At 40.7% G+C, this 23,381-nt stretch carries 21 protein-coding genes and 1 pseudogene; 19 read left to right on the forward strand and 3 right to left on the reverse strand.

All coding sequences use genetic code 11. The features are described 5' to 3' along the window. The first annotated feature begins 5 nt into the window (after positions 1–5). From GJB61_RS29845 to GJB61_RS29865, 5 genes and pseudogenes are all read left to right on the forward strand, one after another. The gene (locus GJB61_RS29845; protein WP_154122666.1) at positions 6–971 is read left to right on the forward strand and encodes an ACP S-malonyltransferase; all 966 of its coding nucleotides are present in this window, start codon (positions 6–8) and stop codon (positions 969–971) included. After that, positions 968–4,375, forward strand: coding sequence for a condensation domain-containing protein (locus GJB61_RS29850; RefSeq protein ID WP_154122667.1), 3,408 nt, complete (start codon positions 968–970; stop codon positions 4,373–4,375). Before GJB61_RS29845 ends, GJB61_RS29850 begins: the two co-directional genes overlap by 4 nt. Positions 4,376–4,390: 15 nt before the next feature. Then, a complete protein-coding gene (locus GJB61_RS29855) occupies positions 4,391–5,134 on the forward strand; it encodes a thioesterase II family protein (protein WP_154122668.1) in 744 nt (247 codons plus the stop codon). After that, positions 5,131–6,792 (forward strand): AMP-binding protein, encoded by a 1,662-nt coding sequence (locus GJB61_RS29860; protein WP_154122669.1) that lies wholly within the window; start codon positions 5,131–5,133, stop codon positions 6,790–6,792. The genes GJB61_RS29855 and GJB61_RS29860 overlap by 4 nt, the downstream gene beginning before the upstream one ends. Before the next feature lie 39 nt (positions 6,793–6,831). Then, positions 6,832–6,950, forward strand: a pseudogene (locus GJB61_RS29865) (DUF255 domain-containing protein); the annotation flags it as partial. A 139-nt stretch (positions 6,951–7,089) separates the two neighbouring features. Here the strand turns inward: GJB61_RS29865 and GJB61_RS29870 are convergent. After that, positions 7,090–9,663 (reverse strand): glycosyl hydrolase, encoded by a 2,574-nt coding sequence (locus GJB61_RS29870; RefSeq protein ID WP_154122670.1) that lies wholly within the window; start codon positions 9,661–9,663, stop codon positions 7,090–7,092. A 551-nt stretch (positions 9,664–10,214) separates the two neighbouring features. On the opposite strand from GJB61_RS29870, the gene GJB61_RS32665 reads away from it, so the two are divergent. The 8 genes from GJB61_RS32665 to GJB61_RS29905 all read left to right on the forward strand — a co-directional run bounded on the left by GJB61_RS32665 (position 10,215) and on the right by GJB61_RS29905 (position 15,768). Then, positions 10,215–10,490 carry a recombinase zinc ribbon domain-containing protein gene (locus GJB61_RS32665; protein ID WP_420819784.1) on the forward strand — a complete coding sequence of 92 codons (276 nt, stop codon included), beginning with the start codon at positions 10,215–10,217 and terminating at the stop codon, positions 10,488–10,490. Positions 10,491–10,673: 183 nt separating this feature from the next. After that, entirely contained in the window at positions 10,674–12,185 is a 1,512-nt protein-coding gene (locus tag GJB61_RS29875; protein WP_195724524.1) for a serine hydrolase domain-containing protein, read from the forward strand. A gap of 194 nt (positions 12,186–12,379) precedes the next feature. Further along, entirely contained in the window at positions 12,380–12,607 is a 228-nt protein-coding gene (locus GJB61_RS32045) for a hypothetical protein (RefSeq protein ID WP_229522527.1), read from the forward strand. Between the two features lie 403 nt (positions 12,608–13,010). After that, positions 13,011–13,127 (forward strand): DUF255 domain-containing protein, encoded by a 117-nt coding sequence (locus tag GJB61_RS29885; RefSeq protein WP_229522528.1) that lies wholly within the window; start codon positions 13,011–13,013, stop codon positions 13,125–13,127. Between the two features lie 159 nt (positions 13,128–13,286). Continuing rightward, on the forward strand, positions 13,287–14,090 hold the full coding sequence (locus GJB61_RS29890; RefSeq protein ID WP_229522529.1) for a hypothetical protein: 804 nt from the start codon (positions 13,287–13,289) through the stop codon (positions 14,088–14,090). Between the two features lie 530 nt (positions 14,091–14,620). After that, positions 14,621–14,716, forward strand: a complete 96-nt coding sequence (locus GJB61_RS32050) for a hypothetical protein (RefSeq protein WP_338116197.1) — start codon at positions 14,621–14,623, stop codon at positions 14,714–14,716. Between the two features lie 32 nt (positions 14,717–14,748). Next, positions 14,749–15,117, forward strand: a complete 369-nt coding sequence (locus GJB61_RS29900; RefSeq protein ID WP_154122672.1) for a DUF4180 domain-containing protein — start codon at positions 14,749–14,751, stop codon at positions 15,115–15,117. A 90-nt stretch (positions 15,118–15,207) separates the two neighbouring features. Then, on the forward strand, positions 15,208–15,768 hold the full coding sequence (locus GJB61_RS29905; protein ID WP_154122673.1) for an isochorismatase family protein: 561 nt from the start codon (positions 15,208–15,210) through the stop codon (positions 15,766–15,768). Positions 15,769–16,421: 653 nt separating this feature from the next. Here the strand turns inward: GJB61_RS29905 and GJB61_RS29915 are convergent. Further along, on the reverse strand, positions 16,422–16,646 hold the full coding sequence (locus tag GJB61_RS29915; RefSeq protein WP_154122674.1) for a helix-turn-helix domain-containing protein: 225 nt from the start codon (positions 16,644–16,646) through the stop codon (positions 16,422–16,424). Positions 16,647–16,759: 113 nt separating this feature from the next. Here GJB61_RS29915 and GJB61_RS29920 point away from each other — a divergent pair, with 113 nt between their 5' ends. The 3 genes from GJB61_RS29920 (at position 16,760) to GJB61_RS29930 (ending at position 19,778) form a co-directional block, all read left to right on the forward strand. Continuing rightward, entirely contained in the window at positions 16,760–17,044 is a 285-nt protein-coding gene (locus GJB61_RS29920; protein ID WP_154122675.1) for a DUF6809 family protein, read from the forward strand. Between the two features lie 186 nt (positions 17,045–17,230). Beyond that, complete coding sequence (locus GJB61_RS29925) at positions 17,231–17,926, forward strand: hypothetical protein (protein ID WP_154122676.1); 696 nt, start codon at positions 17,231–17,233, stop codon at positions 17,924–17,926. Between the two features lie 43 nt (positions 17,927–17,969). After that, on the forward strand, positions 17,970–19,778 hold the full coding sequence (locus GJB61_RS29930) for a copper amine oxidase N-terminal domain-containing protein (protein ID WP_195724525.1): 1,809 nt from the start codon (positions 17,970–17,972) through the stop codon (positions 19,776–19,778). Positions 19,779–20,014: 236 nt separating this feature from the next. Here GJB61_RS29930 and GJB61_RS29935 read toward each other — a convergent pair whose 3' ends face one another. Next, positions 20,015–20,287: a hypothetical protein gene (locus tag GJB61_RS29935; protein ID WP_229522530.1), complete on the reverse strand. Its 273-nt coding sequence runs from the start codon at positions 20,285–20,287 to the stop codon at positions 20,015–20,017. Between the two features lie 179 nt (positions 20,288–20,466). Here GJB61_RS29935 and GJB61_RS29940 point away from each other — a divergent pair, with 179 nt between their 5' ends. The 3 genes from GJB61_RS29940 to GJB61_RS29950 all read left to right on the forward strand — a co-directional run. Continuing rightward, positions 20,467–21,615, forward strand: coding sequence for a PTS transporter subunit EIIC (locus tag GJB61_RS29940; RefSeq protein WP_154122678.1), 1,149 nt, complete (start codon positions 20,467–20,469; stop codon positions 21,613–21,615). A 394-nt stretch (positions 21,616–22,009) separates the two neighbouring features. After that, positions 22,010–22,117, forward strand: a complete 108-nt coding sequence (locus tag GJB61_RS29945) for a DUF255 domain-containing protein (RefSeq protein ID WP_229522531.1) — start codon at positions 22,010–22,012, stop codon at positions 22,115–22,117. Positions 22,118–22,960: 843 nt separating this feature from the next. After that, a partial coding sequence (locus GJB61_RS29950; protein ID WP_195724526.1) for a transposase occupies positions 22,961–23,381 on the forward strand: 421 nt, incomplete at its 3' end.

The following is a 23,381-nucleotide window of genomic DNA, read 5'->3' on the forward strand; positions in this document are numbered from 1 at the left end:
AATACATGGATAAGTGTTCAGTGATTTTCCCAGGGCAATCTTCTCAATATGTAGGAATGGGCAGTGAACTCTATCATGAGTATGGATTTATTAAAGAGCTGTTTGAGAATGCTGAAGATATTCTGGGCATACCGATTAAAGATATTTGCTTTGAGGAAGGAGAGTATGATTTAAACAACACTCTATACACTCAGGTAGCAGTCTTTTTAACAAATATCTCGTTCTATAAAGTCTTTAGACATGAAACAGGTATATATCCTGTCTTCATGGCAGGGCATAGTTTAGGTGAATATGCTGCTCTATGCTGCAGTGGTGCCATACCCTTCGAGGATGCTTTGGCGATCATTAAAAAAAGGGCTCACTTAATGGACATTTGCAGCAAGAAGATTCAAGGGGAGATGTGGAGTGTGAATCATTTCCCTGTGATGCAATTGGAAAATCTGATTCATCAAACGAATAATACGGTTACGATTGCGTGTTATAACTCGGTTAATCAAGCAACGGTCTCGGGAGAGTGTTCCGAAATCAATAAATTCATTCAAGAATTAAAATTAGAGAATATAGCTGTAACTAAACTTAATGTAAGCGGAGCATTTCACAACTCTTTGATGGCACATGCTGCGAATATGCTGTATAAAGAGTTGACCCAATATCCATATAAACAAATGCACACACAAGTGATTTCTAATGTATACGCAAGACCGTATCTCCCTTACCGGACAGGGGCAATCCTGGCAGAGCAAATCACAAACCCCGTACGCTGGGGGGCGACCATTCAGTATTTTCAGCAGCACGGTATTACTCATATTTTTGAGCTGGGTCCGAAAGAAACACTAAAGAAAATGCTGCGCAGCGAAAAGGGCAACATGGAAGTCTGGTCCTATGATAACCCGGAGGATAGAAGGAGAATATTGGATTTCTCTACAAAGGAATCGGACAAAGATGTAAAAAGTGAGGAGGCAGTAGTATGAATATTCTAGAATTAGATGATCTTGAACCCATAAATATTGAGGAGAAAACAATACATTCAAATGAGATTGCGATCATTGGATTGTCCATCAAGCTGCCTCAGGTAGAGAATTTAAATGAGCTGTGGGAATTATTAATGAACGAGACTGAAGTTGTAGATGATATTCCGGAGAAGAGAAAAAATGATATTTTAAGATATCAAAAATTTATAAGTGATATAGACCCTGAAATACATAAATACGGATATTTAAACGAAATCGACAGCTTTGATTATAACTTCTTCAAAATTTCATATGCTGAAGCATGTGCTATGGACCCTAAGCAGCGTCTTTTTTTGCAAAGTGCATGGAGCGCAATTGAGGATGCCGGCTATAACAGCAAGGAGATAAAGGGCAGCAATACAGGAGTATTTGCGGGAAACAGTAATCTGGGTGAGTATAAGTATAGTGAGATGTATGAGAAAGTTTTTCCTTCCACCGTTCTCAACGCTGTAACAGGTAACTTGCCAGCGCTTCTGCCAAGCAGACTTTCTTATATATTTGATTTAAAAGGTCCCAGTATGGTCCTAGATACCGCTTGTTCATCGTCCATGGTTGCTATTGTGCAGGCATGCCAATCTATAAAAGATGGCCAATGTGATCTGGCTGTAGTAGGAGGAGTGAGAGTCTATCCATTTCCGGTTGATAACGGGCTTCGCTTAGGGATGGAGTCTTCTGATGGTAGAACCAGAACTTTTGATGCCCGATCTGATGGTACAGGTGTTTGTGAAGCGGCGATATCCGTGGTCTTGGCTCCTCTTAATGAAGCTATTATCAATAGAAAGCATATCTATGGGGTGATAAAAGGTTATGCAGTGAACCAGGATGGCAATTCAATTGGCTTGACTGCCCCAAACGGTACTTCTCAAAAAGAGGTCATCCAAAAAGCCTGGAAAAACGCAGGGATTTATCCGCCGAATCTGACCTATATCGAGGCACATGGTACGGGCACCAAGCTTGGTGATCCTATTGAGATTGATGCGATTAATCAGGCATTTCATGATTATACGGATCATAAAAATTTTTGCGGAGTTGGTTCCATTAAAACAAACCTAGGCCATGCCTATGATACTTCAGGTCTGGTGTCTTTGGCTAAAATCCTGTCGATCTACAAATATAAAGAAATACCGGCAATGATCAATTATCAGAGCCCTAATCCACAAATTGATTTTGAGAATTCTCCTTTATATGTAGTGGATTCCAGTCGGAAACTAGATAAGAATCTTAAAAGTATTCTTTGCGGGCTCAGTTCTTTTGGTTTTAGCGGAACCAATTGTCACATAGTATTGGAGAACTATGAACAGACCCGGGCGGTCGAAAGCAGCATCCAGGAGTATCCCATGTTCCTTTCTGCCAAGAGTATGAAGTCTTTGCAAGAGATGATTCTGAAGTATTACAAATTCATGTTGGAAGAGCCGGAACATAGACTTGGTGACATTTGTTACTCAGCCTCGCTCAAAGATGCTTATGATTATCGGATTTCTTTTTATACAAATAGTAAGGACGATATGATCATGAAGCTACATACATTACTGGATGATGTACAAGGCTACCCCATGAATAAAGGATTTTATTATAGTGAAAATATTATTAAGGATCAGAGCCAGAGCGATGTTAACAATGCTTGCTCATTTTATGCTAGGGGAGGTTCGATATCCAAGCCGTTGTTTCTGGATTGCAACAAGGTTAGCATCCCAACGTATAGCTTTGAGAAGAATCGTTGCTGGTTGAAGGTTCCTTATATTCAGGAGTTCAAGAGCAGCCTCAGTATCCATCTGACTGGAAAGAATGATGATGATTATACAGACTATGAGCGGGAAGCGGCATTTCTTTGGGGAAAGACGTTGGACTGTAAAGAGATCTCTATAAATCATGATTACTTTGAGTTGGGAGGGGATTCAATTCTGGCTATTCAGATCGCGAACCTGGCCAGAACAGAATATGAGCTTGGTTTGGAGGTCAATGAGGTCTTGAGCCATAGCAGTTTTGGCCGGTTTGCAGAATTGTTGGAATCTAAGCATGCAAAACTGCGGAAGCCCACCCTTACAAACTACCCTGTTTCATCGACCCAGAAGAGAATGTTTATAGAGCAGTTAAAGGATACGGCTTCTCTTGTGAATAATATTACAATGGTGTGGAAAATAAGTGCAGAACTAGATCTGCAAAAGCTCCGTAACGCGATTAAGCGCACGATAACACGCCATGCGATCTTAAAATCATCCTTCTTTTTAATGAATGGTGAGGTTTATCAAAAGCTGAATGACCTGGAAGTAGAGATGATCACGTTACAACCGGATGGACGAACCTTGGAGACTATCATCAGCGAGCTGATTCGGCCTTATAATCTGTCAGTACCTCCGTTATACAAAGTGATTATTATGGAGGCTGGAGACGGAACGCATACTGTAATTTTTGATCTGCATCATATTGTGACGGACGGAACATCTAACGCTATCTTAATGAAAGAAATACAGTGTCTATACCATAATGGAACCCTAACGGCTCTGGATAAGGACTACATTGACTATGTAGTATGGCAAAAGGATTTCAATAAGAGTCAAGCCGCGCAGGATCAAAAAATGTATTGGATGAAGCGGTTTGAACAGCCCCTTCCAAAGCCCCACCGTAAAAACGGGAGTTCTGGGGATCATGATGTTCAGGCAACGCTGTATAATGACCGGATTACAGAAAAAGAATATTCCATTCTAAAAGGGATCTCAGTAGCACAAAAGGCCAGCATGTTTAATGTATTGCTTGCTGTATTTATGATTGTACTATCCAAGATAAGCAATAACCAGGATGTGACAGTGGGCGTTCCGATTAGCGGCAGAGAACACACGCCCTCGGAAGGGGTAATAGGTCCTTTTATTAATACACTTGCTCTAAGAAATCAAATACAATCAAATGACTCGTTTGTGGAAGTACTCCAACAGGTCAAGCAACATTCGCTTGAAGCCTTTCAGAATCAGGACTATCCATTCGATGAGTTCATTCAATTTCTGAACCAACAAAATGGTTATCAGGAAAGTTATATTCACACCCTGTTTATCTATCAAAATATGACTGCTGCCAGCGACTCAGCAACCCATCGTTTAGAAGACTATCAAGTGTATTTTCATCACCAGTCGAATTATGATCTATCGTTTGAAGCAACACCTGTTAAGGATACTTTGCAATTAAGAATAATTTATAAGAATAGTTGCTATTCCCAAGAGGAAGTGGAACAAGCAGTGTTGCTACTTCATAAGGTTATTGATGCCCTCCAGGATGAGGCCAAACGGAGACTGGCGGTTAACGATTATCTTCATTTCGGAGACGGCGAAGGAGCATCAGAGTTCGATACGGATGAAATACTTTTTGACTTTTGATGGGGGGAGAACGTTTTGATTAAACTGAAATTATTCTGTATACCTCATGCCGGAGGGCTGGCCTGTTACTTCAATGAATGGAAATTAAAGATGAAAGAGCGATCAGACATAGAAGTGTGTCCCTTAGAGCTGGCTGGCAAAGGCAGCCGGTCGGATGAGCCGATGTACAACTCGATCGAAGATGCTTCAATAGACATCTATAATATTTTACGTGCAAGTCATTTGGACGACTGTCCATACGCAATTTTGGGTCATAGTATGGGAGCGATCATACTTCTCGAAGTATTGCATCAAATACATTACCGCAGACAAATTCAATTGCCTGTTCATGTATTCTTTTCTGGAGAAGGTGCTCCCAAATATACTGTTTTAGATCCTATGAGTGAGTTGCCCCTTGAAATCTTCATTAACCGGATCAAGAATATGGGAGGGATCCCAGAAGAGTTATCCAAGTACCCTGATTTTCTTGCTGAATATATTTCAATTATTCAAAATGATTACAAATTGATAGATAAATATGATCATAAGAAAGAATACTGTTTTGAAAACACAAAAGTATCCGTTATGAATGGGAATTTAGATACTTCTATAAATCCGCTAAATAAATCCGGATGGCAGGATTATTTCACTAGCCAGATCAATATAAAAGATTTTAATGGCGGACATTTTTTTATCAAAGAAGATAATGATAAAGTTGTAAGCTATATTGTAAACACTTTAAACAGCGGCATTGAAATGGAAATGGGGATTGTCCAATGAAGAACATCTCTCAATTGATCATGGATGTCTCAAATGTACAAGATAAAGGCATCACTTTTATAACGAATAATAAAGAAACGTATGTTTCCTATAGTGAGACTTACAGTAAGGCACTCAAGATGCTGAATTTCTTACAGGGCCAGAATATGGGCAAAGGTTCGCATTTGTTATTCCAGATTGAAGATAACGAAGCTGTTGTCATCCTTATATGGGCTTGCCTGTTGGGCGGAATTGTTCCCGTTCCATGTGCCTGTGGTTATAATGAGAAGCATTTGAATTTTCTGCAAAGTATAAGTAAATCATTGAATAATCCAACTATTGTCATTAGCAACAAACATGATTCATTTTTACGTAAATTCAGCAAGCGGCAAAATATCTCCTTTGATTTGCTGTGGAGAAAGAAAATAATCATGGATGACCTGTCCTTCTTAGAGGATGAGATAGCAGGCAGTGTAGAAGTGAATGAGAAATTTGATGAAACATTGATTTTGTTCTCGTCTGGAACGACCGGACAACCCAAAGGCATCGCATATAACAATTACAATTTAATGGAAAATATATTAGCTGTCACGGAATCACTGAAATTCAGGAGAGATGACCGTGAGCTGAGCTGGACGCCTTTGCATCATGTTTTGGGTCTCATCTTTCATTTTTTGGCTATTTTCTCACAAGTGAATCAGTATCTGATGTCTTCAACCAGCTTTGTTCAGCATCCATTGTTATGGCTGGAATTGATCAGTAAATATCAGATTACAATCAGCTTCTCTCCCAATTTTGGGTATAAGCTGTGTGTTGACAGCGCTGAGGAAGACGACACTACCACGAAACATCTAAATCTAACGTCCTTAAGAATGCTTATAACTGGGGCAGAACCTATTTCAATGGTCATTATTAACCAATTTATCTCAAAATTCGAAAAGTACGGTTTGAAAAAAAGAAGTATATGTGCGGGCTATGGACTAACAGAGGCATCCGTAGTAACCATGTCGGAAATCGATGAAGAGATTAAAGTATTATGTATTGACAGAGAACAGTATCAATTGGGTCAATCCATTAAAATATCAGAATCGGAAAATAATATTATCGTGGTTAGCCAAGGAAAGTTCTATGCTTGCAGCGAAGTATTAATAACCGATGAAGAAGGACGCAAGCTTCCGGAAGGAACCATTGGCTACATACAGATTTGTGGCAACTGTGTTGCCGATAGATATTATAGTGAACGGGGGATTTTCCCACTTAAAAGTGAAACCGGATGGTTGGACACGAAGGACTGTGGTTTTTTATATAAGGGAGAACTGTATGTTACTGGAAGAATGAAAGATATGATTATTATCCATGGGAAAAACTATTTTCTAAATGATGTTGAGCAAGTGATTGAGTCACTTCAAAGGGTGGAAAAGGGTTCGGTGGTTTGCCTCAGCCATTTTAACGCCCAAGAGGGAACGGAAAATATCATTGCCATGATTGAATGGAATGAAACTGAAAAGGAAACTGAATTCGCAGTAATCAGTAAAGAAGTGAAGTTTGTAGTAAACCGGAATTTAGGGTTGGAGATAACCCGAGTACTTCCGGTTTCTAAAATTGAAAAAACGGCGAATGGAAAAATTCAAAGACATGAGATGCTTAAGTTATATGAAGAATATTTGATCACCCAGTAATCAACACAATAAAAGAGAAATGATAAGTCCCCATATCTATTGCAACATGCACACAATCCAGTGAATGGGTTTCCTTGGGGAGACGAAGCTTTTGCCAAAGCTAAGTCCGAGAATAAGCTGATTTCTTATCCATCGGCTATTGAACCTGTCATTGGTGGGATGTTCGTGTGAATCAACGGTTTAGTGGTGCTGCCATTGGATCAATGATTGGGATAGCGCCCTTGTCTTGTCTAACATAACAAAAAGGGTTGGAGCAGGGTTACCCCCCCCCCGATCCAACCCATTTTAATTACCTCCTTACGGCTCAATCCCCCATACAAGCTGATCGTCCATATACCCGGTAACCTGTTCATTGTTTACGAACTGACTGCTGGATGCTTTGAACGAGTAATCGTTAGTCTGGTTGTAATTGGACCAGTTGGTTTTGGAGAACCGTGCTTGAATTTCTGCACTCTGGCCGGGATTAAGCGTTCCAGCGGAACTCGTAAAGCCAACTTCCAGATAATAATCGGCTCCGGCAACTGAAGTCGGTAGTTTAACAAAGCTGCTGGTTACTTTCTCACTCCCGATACTGGCCCAGTCGGACCAGAAACTCTGTGCGTTATCCCCGTCAATCGTATAGTAATACCGGAGTTTGACATCACTCAACTGAATCGTCGAATCACCGGTGTTGACTACTTTGAATTTGGGTGAAATTCCGTTGGTGGAAGCACTCGTGTTGCCGTTAAAGGCTTGGATCGACAAAACTCCCGCGGGTACAGGAACACTACTGTCCACTACATTTACTGTAAGAACAGCGTTATTTCCTCCACTGAAATGAAAGATTATCGCACTCTGGCCCAGCGGCAGCGTGGAAAGATAGGATTTACCCAGAACGATAGCAGTGCTTGATGCCGTATAATCCTGGTCCGGTATAAGCGTATAATTTCCATTCGTTATGCTAGCAAGCAGGTGACCGTTTAAGGTAAGGGATATGGAAATATCCTGCTGCAGATTCGCCGCTTTATCAAATGCCGCACTCACTGGCGAAATCGCAGCGCTCGGTGTTGAATCGACAATTTTGACTTTTAATACGGGATCTTGCCCTTGATTAAAATCAAAAACGATCGAATGCTCGCCAACCGTCAGCCCAGCCAGGAATGCTTTTTTCAGCAGCAGTGTATTTCCGCTCAAGGTATAATCCTGGTTCACAGTCAATGCATTGGCGCCTGCCCGCAGAGCAGTTAATGTATTGCCGTTAGCATTCATGGTTATGGCTGTGTCGCTTTGACCCAGCGCAAATTTGTCAAATTCGACGTTTCTAGGTGTGATGGACGCGCTTAGGGTGGGATCGTCCACCTTTAAATCGGGCAGCTCATCCAGGGTGATTACATAATTACTTTGATAAAGCGTTGTCAGAGTGGCCGGATTATTAAAGGCAGAACTCATGAGATGCTCACCATACCACGGGCAGAAGTAGAGCCATCCCGATTTTTCCTCTGTAAGATTCTGTACACTTGGGACGGTGTCGTTCTCCGTCATGGCCACCATTTTCGTGCCATCGGTTAAATCAACAAGCTGATAGAAAATCGAGGTAATGGCATCCTCATTGGGTACGCCGGACAAACCGTCATAGCGGTTGTAGATCGTATTGTATTTATCATAGCCGACAATATCCACCTTATCGTCACCGGGATACCATGCTGGAGAAGTGCTGTACACGTAGCTGTTGTAGGTCCAGATCAAGTTGTGCAAGCCGTATGTCTCCGTAAGTTCGGAATAGAGCTGATCCCACAGCTGCTTGTACACCTCTGCGCCTGCCGAAGCCCACCAGAACCAAGCGCCTTCCCCATTCAACCCGCCGTTGCCCTCTGCCTCATGAAAGGGACGGAATATCACCGGCACCTTGTTATTTTGCAGAATCTGCAGCTGTTCCGCCAAATCCTTGATGGCCACCATCACGTATTGATATTCTTTTGTACCGGGAACCACCGCATTGGCTGTATTAAAATTGGTTTCCGTCGGCTTGTAGGTGGCTTCCTTCCAATCTACAGACTGCCCGAGCTGATAGGTGGTGAAATTACGCGGCACAGTGATATGCCAGCTGTTTGTCGCGATCCCTCCCCGGTTATTCACCCAATCGATCATCCGAGCGGTTGTGCCGTCCTCCCAGCCGTAAAGCGGATTGTAGTTCATAAGATCGAAGCCGCGGATTGCCGGATACTCTCCGGTTAGATTATGGATCCAATCGAATTCCAACTCAGAATTGCCGTCATTTCCACCTCCGTAAATCTCCTGCTGACCGGAGATCATATGATTGCCGTAAACCTCTGTTAAATAATTCATCAAAGCCTGCGTTTCCGGTGTGGCCTCAGGATCGGTGAGGACAGGCTGCACATCCAAAGGATCAAGAGCGGCATAATCCACAGTGAAGGTGTCAAAATAGGCGAATCCCCAACCGGCCTTCAGCTCAATGGTGTTGCTTCCTTGCTTCAGTTTATGAAAGCCAAAATCGAATTTCGACCACGATTTCGTGTAGGGCAACATATACGAACCCTTGGTAACGCCGTTAACAGTTAAAGATTGAGACCTGCCGTCTGGACTGAGCTCCTGCATATACTGGGTGGAGATCGAATACATTCTGGCTTCCGGGGCGGTCACGGTGAAGGTTAATGTGCCGGAATTCTGCATCCAGACAAATCCGCTCCCGGAGAATCCGGGCTTGGGTTGTCCGTAAATTTGTGTCACTACTTGAAGATCGGAGGTGAGCTGAGCGTTTTCGCTTTCAATCGTGAAAAGTGCGGTGTCTGCATGAACGGGCGCTGTCATCCATCCAATCAGCAGGGTAAATGCCAGCATCATTGCACTTGCCTTTTGGAGCAAAGTTTTCATTTTCATCTTCCTTTCCATGTGGAATATGATGAATAACTTATCAATCTATCGATTCATGATGGCGCTTTCAAAGAAAACATAGCATATGTATCAATTTTTGTAAATATATGGACAAAAAAGTTCCAGACTTTTTATGTAAGAGTTCTAAGCTTGTTGTTCCTTTGAGAGAGACACGCACAGTAGCTGGTTTGACTTTTTTTGATGAGGATAACCGTATTGGAAGAGTAGGATCATAACCGACCTCCCTGCATTTTTCGGCGTTGCCGTCAATTTGAGGCCGACTTCTCAATGAACATCCATGTAGAGGTGTGACTGCCTCAAATATTATCAGGCAATTGTTGATAAGTATCTTAGTGGGATCAACCTTGGGCATATGGCTATTTGGTTGACGGGACAAGGAATGGTCCAATGTGACCGTGCAAAGGCTGTTACTAAGCGAGATCCATCTCGGATACATCACCTATGAAAAAACGCGAACTAAGTGAGGCCAAGTGGAGATTGTTCCGGAAGAACATGATGCCATCGTAGAACGTTTAGTGAAGAACAGGCTGATGAATCCCAATAGTCGGAGAAATATATTTCCTCAGTCGGGGCTACTCTACTGTGAGAAATGCGGCTGTAGAATGCAGTTCAGAGTTGGTCAGAATAAGAAACAGGGTCAATACTGGAGTGCGTTATGTTATCACTATTATAAAAATGGAAGCAAGTGGGTGGGGTACTGGTTTGGAATAACTCCGAGTGCAGTAGAAAAATATGTTAATGAAGGCACGACACATTTTTGCTTAATTTTAGGTTATGAAGGAATATTAAAGCTACCCTGCCATTGATGTGATGTTCGCGTAAATCAATTTTTGTTATCTGCTGATATTATGGGCGGTTTTTTTTGTTTGGAAGCTACGATGTATATTTGCAGGGAATTGGTTGAATCGAACGTCAAAGGTAAGAAGAGCACTATGTTTTGAGAAGAGGCGTACTTTGAACTTGATGTACGAATCCAAAGGAGAATGACAATGAAAATGATAATTAGGAGAAAAGGGACTATTAAAAGGAGTGTAATCCTGCTGATCGTGTTCATCACTACTGTTGCTTGTTGGCATGAGATTGGAACTTTATTCGCATCAGGGAATTATGATAATGAGCAAAACATGGTGGAATCCATAATGGCCAAAACAACGACTCCAGGCGTAGCTATCGTATCATCCAAGCAGAGCAAGACAGAATTTAAGGTATACGGCTTTGCCGATGTGGAACAAGAAAAGCCGGTCACTGAGGAATCTCTCTTTGAATTGGGCTCGACTACCAAGGCATTTACGGCTCTGGCTATAATTTTGTTGAAAGAAGAGGGAGGCTTAGCTTATTCTGATTATATTTCAGATTATCTTCCATGGTTTGCGCCAACCTATAATGGAGAGAAGACTAAGATTTCGATTAACCAACTGTTGGCTCATACAAGCGGTATTCCGTCATGGAGCATCAGGTTAATTCATGAAGGCACTACTGAGGAAATGCTTGGAACAACCATACATAAGATTTCTAACATTGCGCTAGATACATATCCGGGGACCGAACATCAGTATGCAACTGTTAATTATGATATTTTAGCAATGATTATTGAACAAGTTACAGGCATAAGCTATCAGGATTATGTGACTCAACACATACTGATTCCGCTGGGGATGACAGACAGTTATTTTTCAACAGGACAGGAAAAGAAGCCGGATCAGCTTACCCAAGGCTATCGCGTGTTTTTTGGAAAAAGCTTAGCATATAATGCCCCCAGATATTATGGGAATATTGCTGCGGGATATTTGGTAACGAATATAAAGGATTTGGAGCACTGGATCAATGCCCAGATGGGAATAAGCGATGTACCAGATGATCTGAAGAACGCCATTCAACAATCTCATGAGGTTGACATCCCAACTGTCGGATATGAAGCTAAGAATCAATACTATTCCTTCGGATGGAGCAATGATCGGGTCAATCGGGTGATTAGTCATAGCGGAAGTAACCCGAATTATTCCTCTCAGGTTATTATCGACTTAGAGCGGCAGGAGGCGGTATTCGTGTTGGCTAATTTGAACTCAACGGCACCCTCGCTGATTGCTCAGAATAGGTATGAGCAAATGAATGGGAATCCTATGCACACCTTCAAATATGACGATAGCTACATAATAATTGATTTGGTATCATCGTTCTTAGTCCTGTTAGCCGCTATTGGCATTACTCTTAAGGTAATTAAACTAGCCGGAGGGAAAAGCCAAAACATAATAGATGAAAAAGCTAGACGCAGGAAAAGGATCGGGGCTCGTATTACTCTGCTCTTTAGAATGCTGTTGTTGGTATTGGTGGTGATCTGGCCTTATCTGTTGAACTATAATTACGATATGATTAGTGTATGGATGTCCTATTCAGTATTGTTGTGGATGGGGCTTGCTACTATTAGCTGCATCTTATCAATTATATTGGCCCGCATCAACTGCTCATGCTCGAAAAAAAGTTGTAACATGTCGATCAACTGAATGAAAACTAAGGGGAGAATTGGTTTGAATTCATATCAAAGTATGTAACAGAATTTAATTAGCATGATTTAATGTAGAACAATGACACTATTGAAGAAATAGCTTGTTCTCCCCTGCGCCTTCCCCCACCAAATTGGGTAAACTAACCCTAAACAATACTTTACCCAAATCCAACCCAAAAGAGGTGATGTCCCATGACAACTCACAAAGTACCCAATAGATTAGCCCAGGAAATCACCGTACCTGCTGCAAAACGCACACAATCTAGTGAACCGGTTCCCTTGGGAGACGAAACTTTTACCAAAGCTTGGGTACCACTGGGCAAGTTAATAATTGCTTCCATTTTTAGTAAATCGGGTTCCTTGTTCGGGCAAAGTAAACCTATATACTACTTCAATATGAGTCTGTTCGTGCGGAAGTGATTTTGAAATACAAAATCACTTCAGATCAGTCATCGCTCGAAAGATTTGTTAGATTGATGCGAGTTGTAACATTAAAATTTCCGTTTTGATCCATTTTTAAATCAATGTTATATTTACTTTTTGTTCCAGCGGGTATTTTATAGCTGAAGCCATGTTTTTTCATCCCTAAGGCAATACATATCAATAGTAAAATAGCTAACCCAAATATCCTGTTTCGCACTCTGATCCCTCTTAACTTTGTGGATATCTCTTTAGAGAAATAGGAAGCGACAAAACTTAAATATAAGACACTAATGCAATTTTTGAAAAATCGAATATTCAAAAGACACTAACCTATTATTAGTGTCTTTTTGACTTTCAATGGGTGATAATAAAGAAGGCCAACAGCCTAATCGACTAATATATGAAAGGTCCCAATATCTATTGCAGCACGCACAATCCCGTGGGTTGGTACTCCTGGGGAGACGAGGATTTTGAAATCGCCAAGCGTGACAACAAGCCCATCCTCTATGGAGCATAATCACGTAATGGCCCCATGTACCGATCATTCTAATATATAATGAAGCAGGTGCCAATAAGTCCATGAATAATTAAGCGATGTACACTTGTTGTACACAGCTTAGTTATATACTCGGAGTATAAAATATATTTGGAGGAATCAATGATGACAAACACTAGCATGAAAAAAGCCGCAATTATTCTGAGTTTCTCAATTCTTTTAACAGCATTTTCCGGTCAAGCTTGGGCTGAGCAAAGTACAAAACCTTCAACACCGGCTTCGGTAACGAGTTTAGATAGCAAAAATCCTTATGAGATTGCTGGCATAAACGATCCAGCAGAATTCACCACTTATTTTGCCAAATTACAGAAAGCTGTTAAGGATAACAAACCAGCAGAAGTGGCAGATTTGATCTCCTATCCAATGAATTTAAACAAAGACAATAAAACTTATGTGATTTATAGCAAGGCTGAATTTATTAAGAAATACGATCGCATCTTCACTTCTCTTGTACGCGACAATCTGCTCGCCCAAAAAGTCGATAAATTGTTTGTGAACTATCAAGGGATTATGGTTGGATATGGCGATTTGTGGATGGGTAAACGAAACAATAAAATTGGAGTTATTGCGGTTAATATCTTTAATAATCCATATGAAGTCGCTGGCATCAAGAATCCGATCGTATTTGAGCATAACTTCAGTTTGCTTCAGAAATACGTTATAGAAGCGAAAAAATCCGAAGTCGCCAATTTGATGGTGTACCCTTTGAAAGTGAATAATAAGGGAAAAACTACGGAAATCAAAACCCAAAAAGATTTTATTGCAAAATACGACAAAATCATGACTGCTAAAGTTAAGAAGGCGTTAATAGTGCAAAAAGTCGATAAAGTATTTGTCAATTGGAAAGGTGTTATGATTGGTAACGGAGAACTGTGGATAGGCCAGTTTGGAGAACAAGTGGGTGTGTTCGCTATAAACCAGTAATAGGTGTTACAAATAAAAAATTAGCAGTATGTTTGAAAAAGCCGCCTATTAGGCGGCTTTTTTGTTGCTTTTAGTTTTAATTAACTTATACCTGGTCTTTAAAAACGCCTGTGTTGTATAATTACTCCATTCGCAGTCAGATTGGAGCAAACTCGATGACATTAGTGAGGGATATTCTTAAAATAGTAAAGTTACTTTGAGAAAATGGAATAATTGATTACAACACAAAGTATTTCATATTTTGGGAACAACCCACTACAATCGGGGTTCAAAATAGATTGGATGACACTTTTAGTTAAAGATTTGCTTAATGATTACCATATCACCTATCAAACAGAAGGCTGGGGAGATTAGGACATCTACGTGAGTCCTGGCGTGAATTTAACGAACGAAGCTTGGAAGACGCTAGGAGTAACCTCGGAAGTGTACTTCCAATTGAAGATTATCACAAAGTAAATTCTTTAATCGAAGGGATTTCCAAAGTTGACGAAAAATATCTATTGCACGGAGACACGGGTGTCCATAATTTTGTGTTTAAACATAACGAATTAGTGGGTGTAATTGATCCATCACCTATGGTGGGTCCATTTATTTATGATTTTACTTATGCTTCACGATTTAGATGATTACTTATTATTTTTAACAGGAGGCCCAAAAGATGAATATAAGAATCGATCAGAAAAATGGTTCGAAGGTAGCCATTATAGAAAGTTCCGAGATATTAATCCGAAATGTTCAGGATGCTTTGGATTTAATGGCATCCATTAACCATATTCATGATAGCAATAAAATTATTATTCGCCAATCCAACATTACGGAGGAATTTTTCGAATTAAAGACAAGATTAGCAGGTGATATTCTCCAGAAATACGTGAACTATCATACTAAGTTAGCTGTTCTAGGCAATTTCGAAGTGTATAACAGTAAGAGTCTTAAAGATTTTATTTACGAATGCAACAAAGGGGAGCAGTTTTTCTTTCTTGAAGATGAACAGTCAGCTATTCAAGTTCTACACTCGTTACACTAATAGGCAGCATAAATTAATAAGAATTTAGTTGATTAAAACTCGATAAGCGATTGGTAGGTAAATAGTCATAAACTGAAGGGGGATAATGATTTGAATCAAGTATTATTAATCATCGATGCTCAACAAGAACTAATGGATGGGAATCAAGCGGAAGATGCGGTATTTAATAAAGAGCAGCTTATCCAGAATATTAATAAAGTGATTGAAAAGGCAAAAGAAGCCGATGTCGAAGTTGTGTTTGTAAGGGATCTCGATGTAGCTGAGGGAAAAGGTGCAGGCTTTCAAGTGCACAATGAAATCAATCTGCCTGTGGATACACAAATCTTTGACAAGCTAGCCACAAATTGTTTTCATGGGACAGGCCTTTTACAGTATTTAAAAGATAAACAGATTGAACATGTGGTCATCATGGGTTGTAAAACACAACACTGTATCGATACTGCAGTCAGAAGTGCTACTGTTAGTAACTTGGATGTGACATTAGTCGGTGATGGACATTCTACAACGGACAGTGAGGTTTTAAGTGCAGAACAAATTATCAAGCATCATAATAAAACGTTACATGGACACTACAATGTCGAACACTTCTCAATGGTTAGAAGTTCTGAGGAAGACTTATTTCTTCCAACACATGACTCATATAGATCATAATACAAAAGAGACACTAACCTCCTGTTAGTGTCTTTTTGCTCTCTACGGTAAGGTAAACAGTCGTCTATTTCTTTAAGATACTATCGCCATTAAGGCATCGGGAATAACAGTTGTGAATTCGTAATAGCTGTTTCCATTTCATCTCGCTCCCAAAAGGTCCAGACGAATTGATTGTTCCCTCACGTGCAACACGCTCATAACCCGGTGAACTGATTCCCTTGGTCGGAAGAAGCTTTTGAAATCCCCAAGCGTGACAATAAGCCTATCTTCCTTTCTATTAGGTATAGCTAGTTGTTGATTCACACGTACCTGTGTCATTGGTGGGATGTTCGTGTGAACCAATTATTTAATGAAGCTTCTGCTGTTATTTTAGTGGGAGTTTTTTTGTTAGAAAGTAGAATTAATAATCGTCATATTCTTCCATTTCTTTGTATGATATGCTTATAGTTTAACGGGACATTCGAACGAAGAGTCGATAAAGTAGTTATCAATTGGATAGCTGTTATGATTGGTAACGGAGCGCTGTGGATTGGGCAGTTTGGAGAGCAAGTGGGTGTATTCGCTATAAACCAGTAATTGGTGTTACAAATAAGAAATAGGGGCTCACCCAAATAGCCATTTCATGGCTTTTGGTGAGCCCCATTTGTTGCGGGTTATTCTTTTTTACCGGCGGAACGTTTAGGATTGTCTGTCTGACCAAGAATATAGTCGATACTGACTTTGTGGAAATTTGCTAACGTGATAAGTACCGCACTCGGAACATCCAAGTTGCCATTCTCATAGCGGGAATAAGTGGCTTGTGTGATATGTAGAAGCTCAGCCATTTGCTGCTGCGTTAAGTCCTTATCCTCACGTAAATTACGAATTCTCTTATACAATGTTCATCACCCAAGCCAAGTTTACTTTATGCGAAAAATGCATATTGATATTTATGCGATTTTCGCATAAAATTTATACATGAAGAGACATCCCGTCGAATAGAGGAGGACTAATGAAGATTATTTTGGAGGATTTATATTATGGAAGGTTATCCCCAAATGAGTTGGTTAAGCCTAGCAATCCTGAGTTCCAGAAGATCAATCAGAAAATCACTGAATCTTTACAAAGGCTTAAAGAGCATTTTTCCGAAGAAGAATTTGAACAAGTCGAAAAGCTGTTTGATTTACAAAGTGATTCAAATTCCTTGCAATCAACATTATCGTTTATCCACGGCTATAGAATGGGGGCATTAATGATGATTGAGGTGTTTAGTGGAGACAGCGAATCTGTGAAATGAAAGTGAATACTAATCGTATTTTAAGTTCCAAATTAAAAAAAGAAGGAAAATAATAGATTTTTGTAGAAATAATGAGATTGGTACCGAGATGGTTGGATCAACTTAATGTATGAACATCAGAACAAGGGAAGTGGTCAAGGCGGCAGTTATCGACCAGATATCTTCAGGTAAAGGAGTACGTCAATAATGAACAAAAAGTTAATGCTAATAAGTTTTCTTAGTATATTTTCAGTAGTATGTCTATCCATTACGGTCTTTGCGGCCACTGCCGGATACTCTTTAAGGGTAAACGGGGCTGATATTAAAGGAGAAGCAAAGGTCATTGATGGAGTGACCTATGTACCTTTGCGCACAGTTATTGAAGGTTTGGGTGGGTCATACCACGTCATGCCTGAGTCGAATACAATCAGTATTTTGAGAAGAGACATAAGCATGTACGGCGGGTACACTAAGTCCAATCCATTACGTTCCGGTTCAAAAGCATATTTTGAAATAAATGAAAATTTCGATAAATTTATTGGTTCAGTCGCCATCGAAGAAACGAGCACAGGAAAGAATGCTTTGGAAATCCTTCAGGAGAAAAAAGAACCAGCTCCAAGCGGTTATATCTATGTACTTGCAAAAGTGAACCTTGAAATCTTAGCATCTGAAAAACCGGGGGCATTGCTGTCAATAAATAATTATAGGTTTGAGTATATTGACCCGGTAACTCTAAAGAGAACTCCTTCTTTTATGTTCTCCCAATATTCGCCCAGCGTATCAGAAGAAAAACCCTTCTACGGTTGGGTTGGATTTTTAATTCCTGAAGGTCATCAATCTGGAATGATAGTTTTATCAAGTCCAGATGATCGGCAGAATGCTTTATGGATGAAAGTACAATGACATCGTGAAATTGTAGATGCAATTTGAAGGAGCGATTATATTCATGAGGAAAGTAATAGGATTTCTTATCTTTTGTATGATATTTATTAGTTTTTCAAAGGTAGGAATTTCAGAAGCCAGTCCAAAATCAAAATATTTAACCAAGGAGCAGAGTATCATTCCCCCAGTAACATTTTATGATAATTATGGAGCGAAAGAAAACAAATCGTTGAATTTTCTAACTAACGGTACATACGAGTGGAAATGGACGATTCGCAGTGCAAGCCAATTTAGTTTTAATAAATATTCGAATAATTTGGTTTATTATAAGGACTATAATGACATATATACAGCAATTGACGGAGAGGGCAAAAGAAATTGGATGTTCTTTGATGAACGTGCAGATGTGTATCGGACTGCGGATGGTATGCTTATTTCTACAATTTATGATAATGCAAGCACCCTTCAGATTATAGGTGAAGAATCAAAAACTATAACTGAACATGGATCTTTGAAAATATACAATTCCGACGAAACGGTTCGGGCAAACCTAAACTTTATTAAACCAAATAGTCCTTTCTCAGATATTTATTGGTTGGATAGTAACGGAAATTTAATTGTATTGGAGCAAACAGGCATAGTTTCTTACAATAAAAAGGGACAGAAAAATTGGACTTATCAAACAGACATTTTGGTTTCGCAGGAACGTCTTTTTGGCACAACAACAAATGTGGACAATATTTATTTTTCGGATGTAAACGGATATCTCATTGTTGAGATAGGCAACAAGAGGATGTTATTGGATGATCAAGGCAAACCAGTTAAAATCGAGGTAGAAGAGCAGAATTTACAAAGCAATTTTACGAATTACGATTATTCTATCAAATGGAAAGGCGGTTCCTATGAAGCTGGTGAAGGTGCGGTTCTCATCTCAAGGGATTTATCGAAGAAAATAAAATGGACTTATAAATTGAGAAGATATGGACCACCAGAGAATATTGTCACGAATTCTAAAGGACATGTGTTTTTTTCGGATTTGAACGGTAATATTTATGGATTAGACGATATGGGGAATGAGATGTTCTGTTTGTTACGTAATAATTCAGCTATTACCCATACCGAATTACTTGTGAACAATGAGGGCGATTTAATCGGAATCACTGAAAATATAGGGATGTTTAAAATAGGCCTGCGTAAAGCTTCCATGCGTATTAATGGAGAGTCATTCAAACTCCCTTATTCGCCTATTATGAAAAATGGAGTTGTATTGGTACCATATCGCGATTTCCTTGAAAGATTAGGCTTTAAAGTAGTAGAGAATAAGAAAACACATGAGATCACAGGAAAAATGGAAACTAAAGAAATTCGATTTAAGCCAGGGGATACCACTGTATATCTTAATGGTAAACAGCGAAAGCTTGCGGTTGGGGCTGAGAGTCACGATGGAACGGTCTACATCCCCCTTCAAATCGTTGCAGAAGTATCAGGGTTAGAAATGGAATGGGACCCAAGCATAAAAGAAGCACGATTAGGCACAACATCTAGTCTTGCTCAAAACGCCGTTGAACGATTCTTGCTTCAAGTTGAACAGGGGGATGAGACTAAGATAAAGAATGCCTTAGTTCCAAGCAATAGTTTGACATTGAAAGTTACAAAACTTCTTGGAACTCACGAAAGTTATAAACAAATAATGGATATAAGATCAATTTCCGTTAAATCCATTGGTAAAGATGAAATGATGGTGGAAACTGTACAACGAAATCAACTTTATTTTCAGCAGAATCAAGCAATAATGGATAAAGTAATGACAAATCATTTTACAATTAAGCGGATGAAAGACGGACAATGGAAGATTAGTGATTTCGATTTATAGGTCTTAGTCGCCCGAAACCCGGCGTGGGGATTCACGCGTGTGTTATCCAGGCAGGTTGCTTTGCGAGAGTGGCTGGCTTTTAACGCCGAAGGTTTCTAATCGTGTATTGTATGCCTGAGACGTGTATTGGAAGCCCTGATCCGAATGGAGCACGGCTTCCAATACACGTCTCTTTTTCTTGTCCACTGCGTAACGGTATCTAAATCGAGTTGAACATCGTTACGAACTGACAATTATTAAGTAACGATCTCGTTGTTGAATAGATCTTGAATGACGGACAGATAATGAAAGTTGGTCCCGTCAGAAATATCGGTAATATCGTTCTCATGATCCCTGTCCCGTACTAGATTTGGATAACGTTTTTTTAAATAATCTCCCTGCGCCTTCAGGTAGTCTCGTTCTTCCTCGACGCTGTCGAAGACTGTGAGAGAACGCCCTTTCAATGGATTTGGCTCGTTGCCCTTCCGCTCATCGAATGGCTCCCCGTTTTGCCATTTCTTGACCCACACCTTCAGTTGTGAACAGTTACGAATTCCTTCTTGTTCAAAGCCCGTCTTTTTATCTATTGGGTATTAAATACTCTAATTTTAGGGGTGCCTGTATTGATAATATCTATGTTATAGTAATCTTTGTTTGGTTGGGGCGGAGGCCTTTACCGGCTAATTTGTTGGGAATGTAGGAGGTACATATGAAGTTTGGAAATCAAGTTATTTCTGTTGAGCAGCCCCGTAAGAACATAGTTAATATCATTATAGACGGGATTTCAGGTATCTTTCTTCCACTGGTGAATATTTTGAGCGCGGCGGGAATAATGAAGGGTTTGCTGGCTGCCGCAGTGGCATTAGATTTGTTAAACAATAGGGAAGGTACCTATCAGGTGCTGAATGCGATGGCTGACAGCCTGTTTTATTATCTTCCCGTACTTCTGGCATTTACATCGGCTAAAAAATTCGGGGCAAACCCATTTACCGCCGTAGTTATTGCCGGAGTGCTACTGCACCCGAGTCTTAGCACTCTCTTTGGAGACGATCAAACGATTAACTTTTTTGGCCTGAGCATTACGCCTGTTACTTATCCGGCCAGCGCCATTCCCATTATTCTGGCGACGGGCTTGCTGCTATATATCGAAAGATTCTGTTTTAAAGTTTTACCTGAAGTCATCCGAGGCTTCTTCACCCCATTATTTTCTATAATTATAGTCTCTTCCGTTACGCTGTTGGTCTTTGGTCCAATGGGCATGATCGTGGGGGATGCGCTCGCTAAAGGTTATGGCTTTGTGTATAATCTCAGCCCGGTCGGTGCGGGAATGGCTCTGGGGGGAGCCATCCAGGTGATGGTCATATTTGGACTGCATTGGAGTTTGGTGCCTCTTGCCATAAACAATATTACAATCAACGGTTCGGATACGATTTTAGCTTTGATGGGTCCGGCTGCTTTCGCCCAGGCAGGAGCGGCATTGGCGGTTTTCTTTAAAGCCAAGGATAAAAATTTTAAAACTCTGGCATTATCCGCATCGATTTCAGCATTATTCGGTGTCACCGAACCCGCGATGTTTGGTGTGAATCTTCCCCTACGCAAGCCGATGGTTGTCGTTTGCTGTGCCGGAGCCATTGGCGGTGGAATGGCCGGATTCTTTCACTCGGCTGCGATTTCTTTCGCCTTTCCCGGATTGGCAACCTTGCCAGCTTATTTGGGGGACGGATTCAGCGGCTTCCTTATCGCCTGCGCGACAGGATTGGTCATATCCTTTGTTGCAACCCTGTCACTAAAGCTGGCGTTGGCTCCTGCCGAACCGGCGGTAAACGAGACATCCCAAACTGTCAGTTCTAACAAATAAGGCTGAATATCAGGAATTGAATTTTTGGCTGAAAAAGTGGTCAAAGACAGCCGATTAGACTCTATCAGAATAAATTAGCACACTTTTCTGGTTGGCAAATGAAATGATTATGTTGATCTTTTATCTGCACTGCCAGCACTTCAGTACGCATTTTTCAGTTACTGGACTGATTATTGTGCACATATCCATATCTATATATCGGAATGTGTGAGCGTAAATTCACTTTCTTTATATTCCTCCATGTTACATAGCTTATAATCCATAGATTCAGAACGGAGGGCGCATATCCTATCTTAGGAAGCAAAAAGTTGGTAATCATATTATCTGCTGGTTTCCTTGTTTAATAGCAAGACCGTATAAGGCACTTTTCTTTTTTGCGCTTTCCCCCACCACTTTGGGTAAACTAACACTATGCAATGTCTGGGGAGACGAAGCTTTTGCCAAAGCTAAGTCCGAGAACAAGCCAATTTTCTTATCTATCGGCTATTCAAACTACCATTGATGGCACGTCGGTAAATTCCACTCGTTTTAATCTTAGTTTTTCAACCCATAGTAAATTACTTTCCTTTCTCACAATCCATTCATTCTTTGTGGAATCTATTTTGACGCCTTGTTAACTATCGCTTGTCCAAGAGTTTTTTATTGGAAGATAAAAGCTGTTTTGGCTTGCGAACGGGGGAAGAGCATTGAACTAACGGGCAGGATAGTTTAACAAGATAGCCAAAGAAAATCGGATAGGAGACTACCCATTAGTTGAGTAGCCGATCTCCCACACCACCCTACATACCGTTCGGTATACGGCGGTTCCTTAGTTCTCCGCAGCTACTTGTCGATAATATTCCGAAAAGAAGAGGAATCCTAGTCCTTTGATGGTGTTGTTGTCGAGGGACAGGACGAGGAGTGGGCTGTTGGAGGTTCTCCTGTAGCTCTTTCTTGTGTTGGCGTATTCTCATGCTTTCTGTTTTTGAATATCGAGTGTTTGCAGTTTTGAAAAATCTTGTCCTCACTCGTTTCCATCCAAAGAAAGAGGCTGTCCCATAAGCCATGAAATGGCTGCTTGGGACGCCCCTTGTCTTTGGAGTCAGTTAAACGGTTGTGCTTGTGAGGACGCTCCGCGAACGGACCGTTGCTCCAATCGCTGTTGTGTCCAGATTTTTTTGAATTTCCCTTAGCGGTGAAAATCCGGACACAAAGGCGACCGCTACCGCTTTTCCGCAATCAGTCCGTCCTCTCCGCTGGGTTCAGCGGAAAAAAATCATACTCAAAATCTTCATTGAAATCACAAAAAGAAATCGCCCTTTGGTAAAATGGAAGTACCAGCAACCATTTCAAAGGAGCGATTTCTTTGTATATTCAATATACCATGGACCAACTTTGCCTGCCAATGGATTTAGAGGACGACATTCCAGAAAATCATCTCGTTCGTGTTGTCAATACCGCCGTCAACCGGCTAGACGACGCTATCTTTGCCGCAGCGTATCCCGGCGGTGGCCGCGACAGCTACCACCCTAAAATGCTAACCAAAGTCATTATTTACGCCTACACCCAGCGCATCTATTCCTCCCGTCAAATTGCCAAGGCTGTGCGAGAATATATTCCCTTCATGTGGCTAGCCGGAAGGCAGCGCCCGGACTTTCGCACCCTCAATCGCTTCCGTTCCCAGCGGATGAAAGAGGTCCTCGAAACCGTGTTTACCGCCGTATTGCAGTTCTTGACCGAGGAAAAGTACGTCTCCCTAGATCATTATTTTGTAGACGGGACCAAGA

Source organism: Paenibacillus monticola (assembly GCF_009664975.1).
GTDB classification, from domain to species: domain Bacteria; phylum Bacillota; class Bacilli; order Paenibacillales; family Paenibacillaceae; genus Paenibacillus_AQ; species Paenibacillus_AQ monticola.

Excerpts from the sequence above, each read along its gene's own strand:
- GJB61_RS29845 (WP_154122666.1), top strand. The coding sequence starts at position 6 with ATGGATAAGTGTTCAGTGATTTTCCCAGGGCAATCTTCTCAATATGTA.
- GJB61_RS29850 (WP_154122667.1), top strand. The coding sequence starts at position 968 with ATGAATATTCTAGAATTAGATGATCTTGAACCCATAAATATTGAGGAG.
- GJB61_RS29860 (WP_154122669.1), top strand. The coding sequence starts at position 5,131 with ATGAAGAACATCTCTCAATTGATCATGGATGTCTCAAATGTACAAGAT.
- GJB61_RS29870 (WP_154122670.1), bottom strand. The coding sequence starts at position 9,663 with ATGAAAACTTTGCTCCAAAAGGCAAGTGCAATGATGCTGGCATTTACC.
- GJB61_RS32665 (WP_420819784.1), top strand. The coding sequence starts at position 10,215 with ATGAATCCCAATAGTCGGAGAAATATATTTCCTCAGTCGGGGCTACTC.
- GJB61_RS29875 (WP_195724524.1), top strand. The coding sequence starts at position 10,674 with ATGAAAATGATAATTAGGAGAAAAGGGACTATTAAAAGGAGTGTAATC.
- GJB61_RS32045 (WP_229522527.1), top strand. The coding sequence starts at position 12,380 with ATGACAACTCACAAAGTACCCAATAGATTAGCCCAGGAAATCACCGTA.
- GJB61_RS29885 (WP_229522528.1), top strand. The coding sequence starts at position 13,011 with ATGAAAGGTCCCAATATCTATTGCAGCACGCACAATCCCGTGGGTTGG.
- GJB61_RS29890 (WP_229522529.1), top strand. The coding sequence starts at position 13,287 with ATGAAAAAAGCCGCAATTATTCTGAGTTTCTCAATTCTTTTAACAGCA.
- GJB61_RS29900 (WP_154122672.1), top strand. The coding sequence starts at position 14,749 with ATGAATATAAGAATCGATCAGAAAAATGGTTCGAAGGTAGCCATTATA.
- GJB61_RS29920 (WP_154122675.1), top strand. The coding sequence starts at position 16,760 with ATGAAGATTATTTTGGAGGATTTATATTATGGAAGGTTATCCCCAAAT.
- GJB61_RS29925 (WP_154122676.1), top strand. The coding sequence starts at position 17,231 with ATGAACAAAAAGTTAATGCTAATAAGTTTTCTTAGTATATTTTCAGTA.
- GJB61_RS29930 (WP_195724525.1), top strand. The coding sequence starts at position 17,970 with ATGAGGAAAGTAATAGGATTTCTTATCTTTTGTATGATATTTATTAGT.
- GJB61_RS29940 (WP_154122678.1), top strand. The coding sequence starts at position 20,467 with ATGAAGTTTGGAAATCAAGTTATTTCTGTTGAGCAGCCCCGTAAGAAC.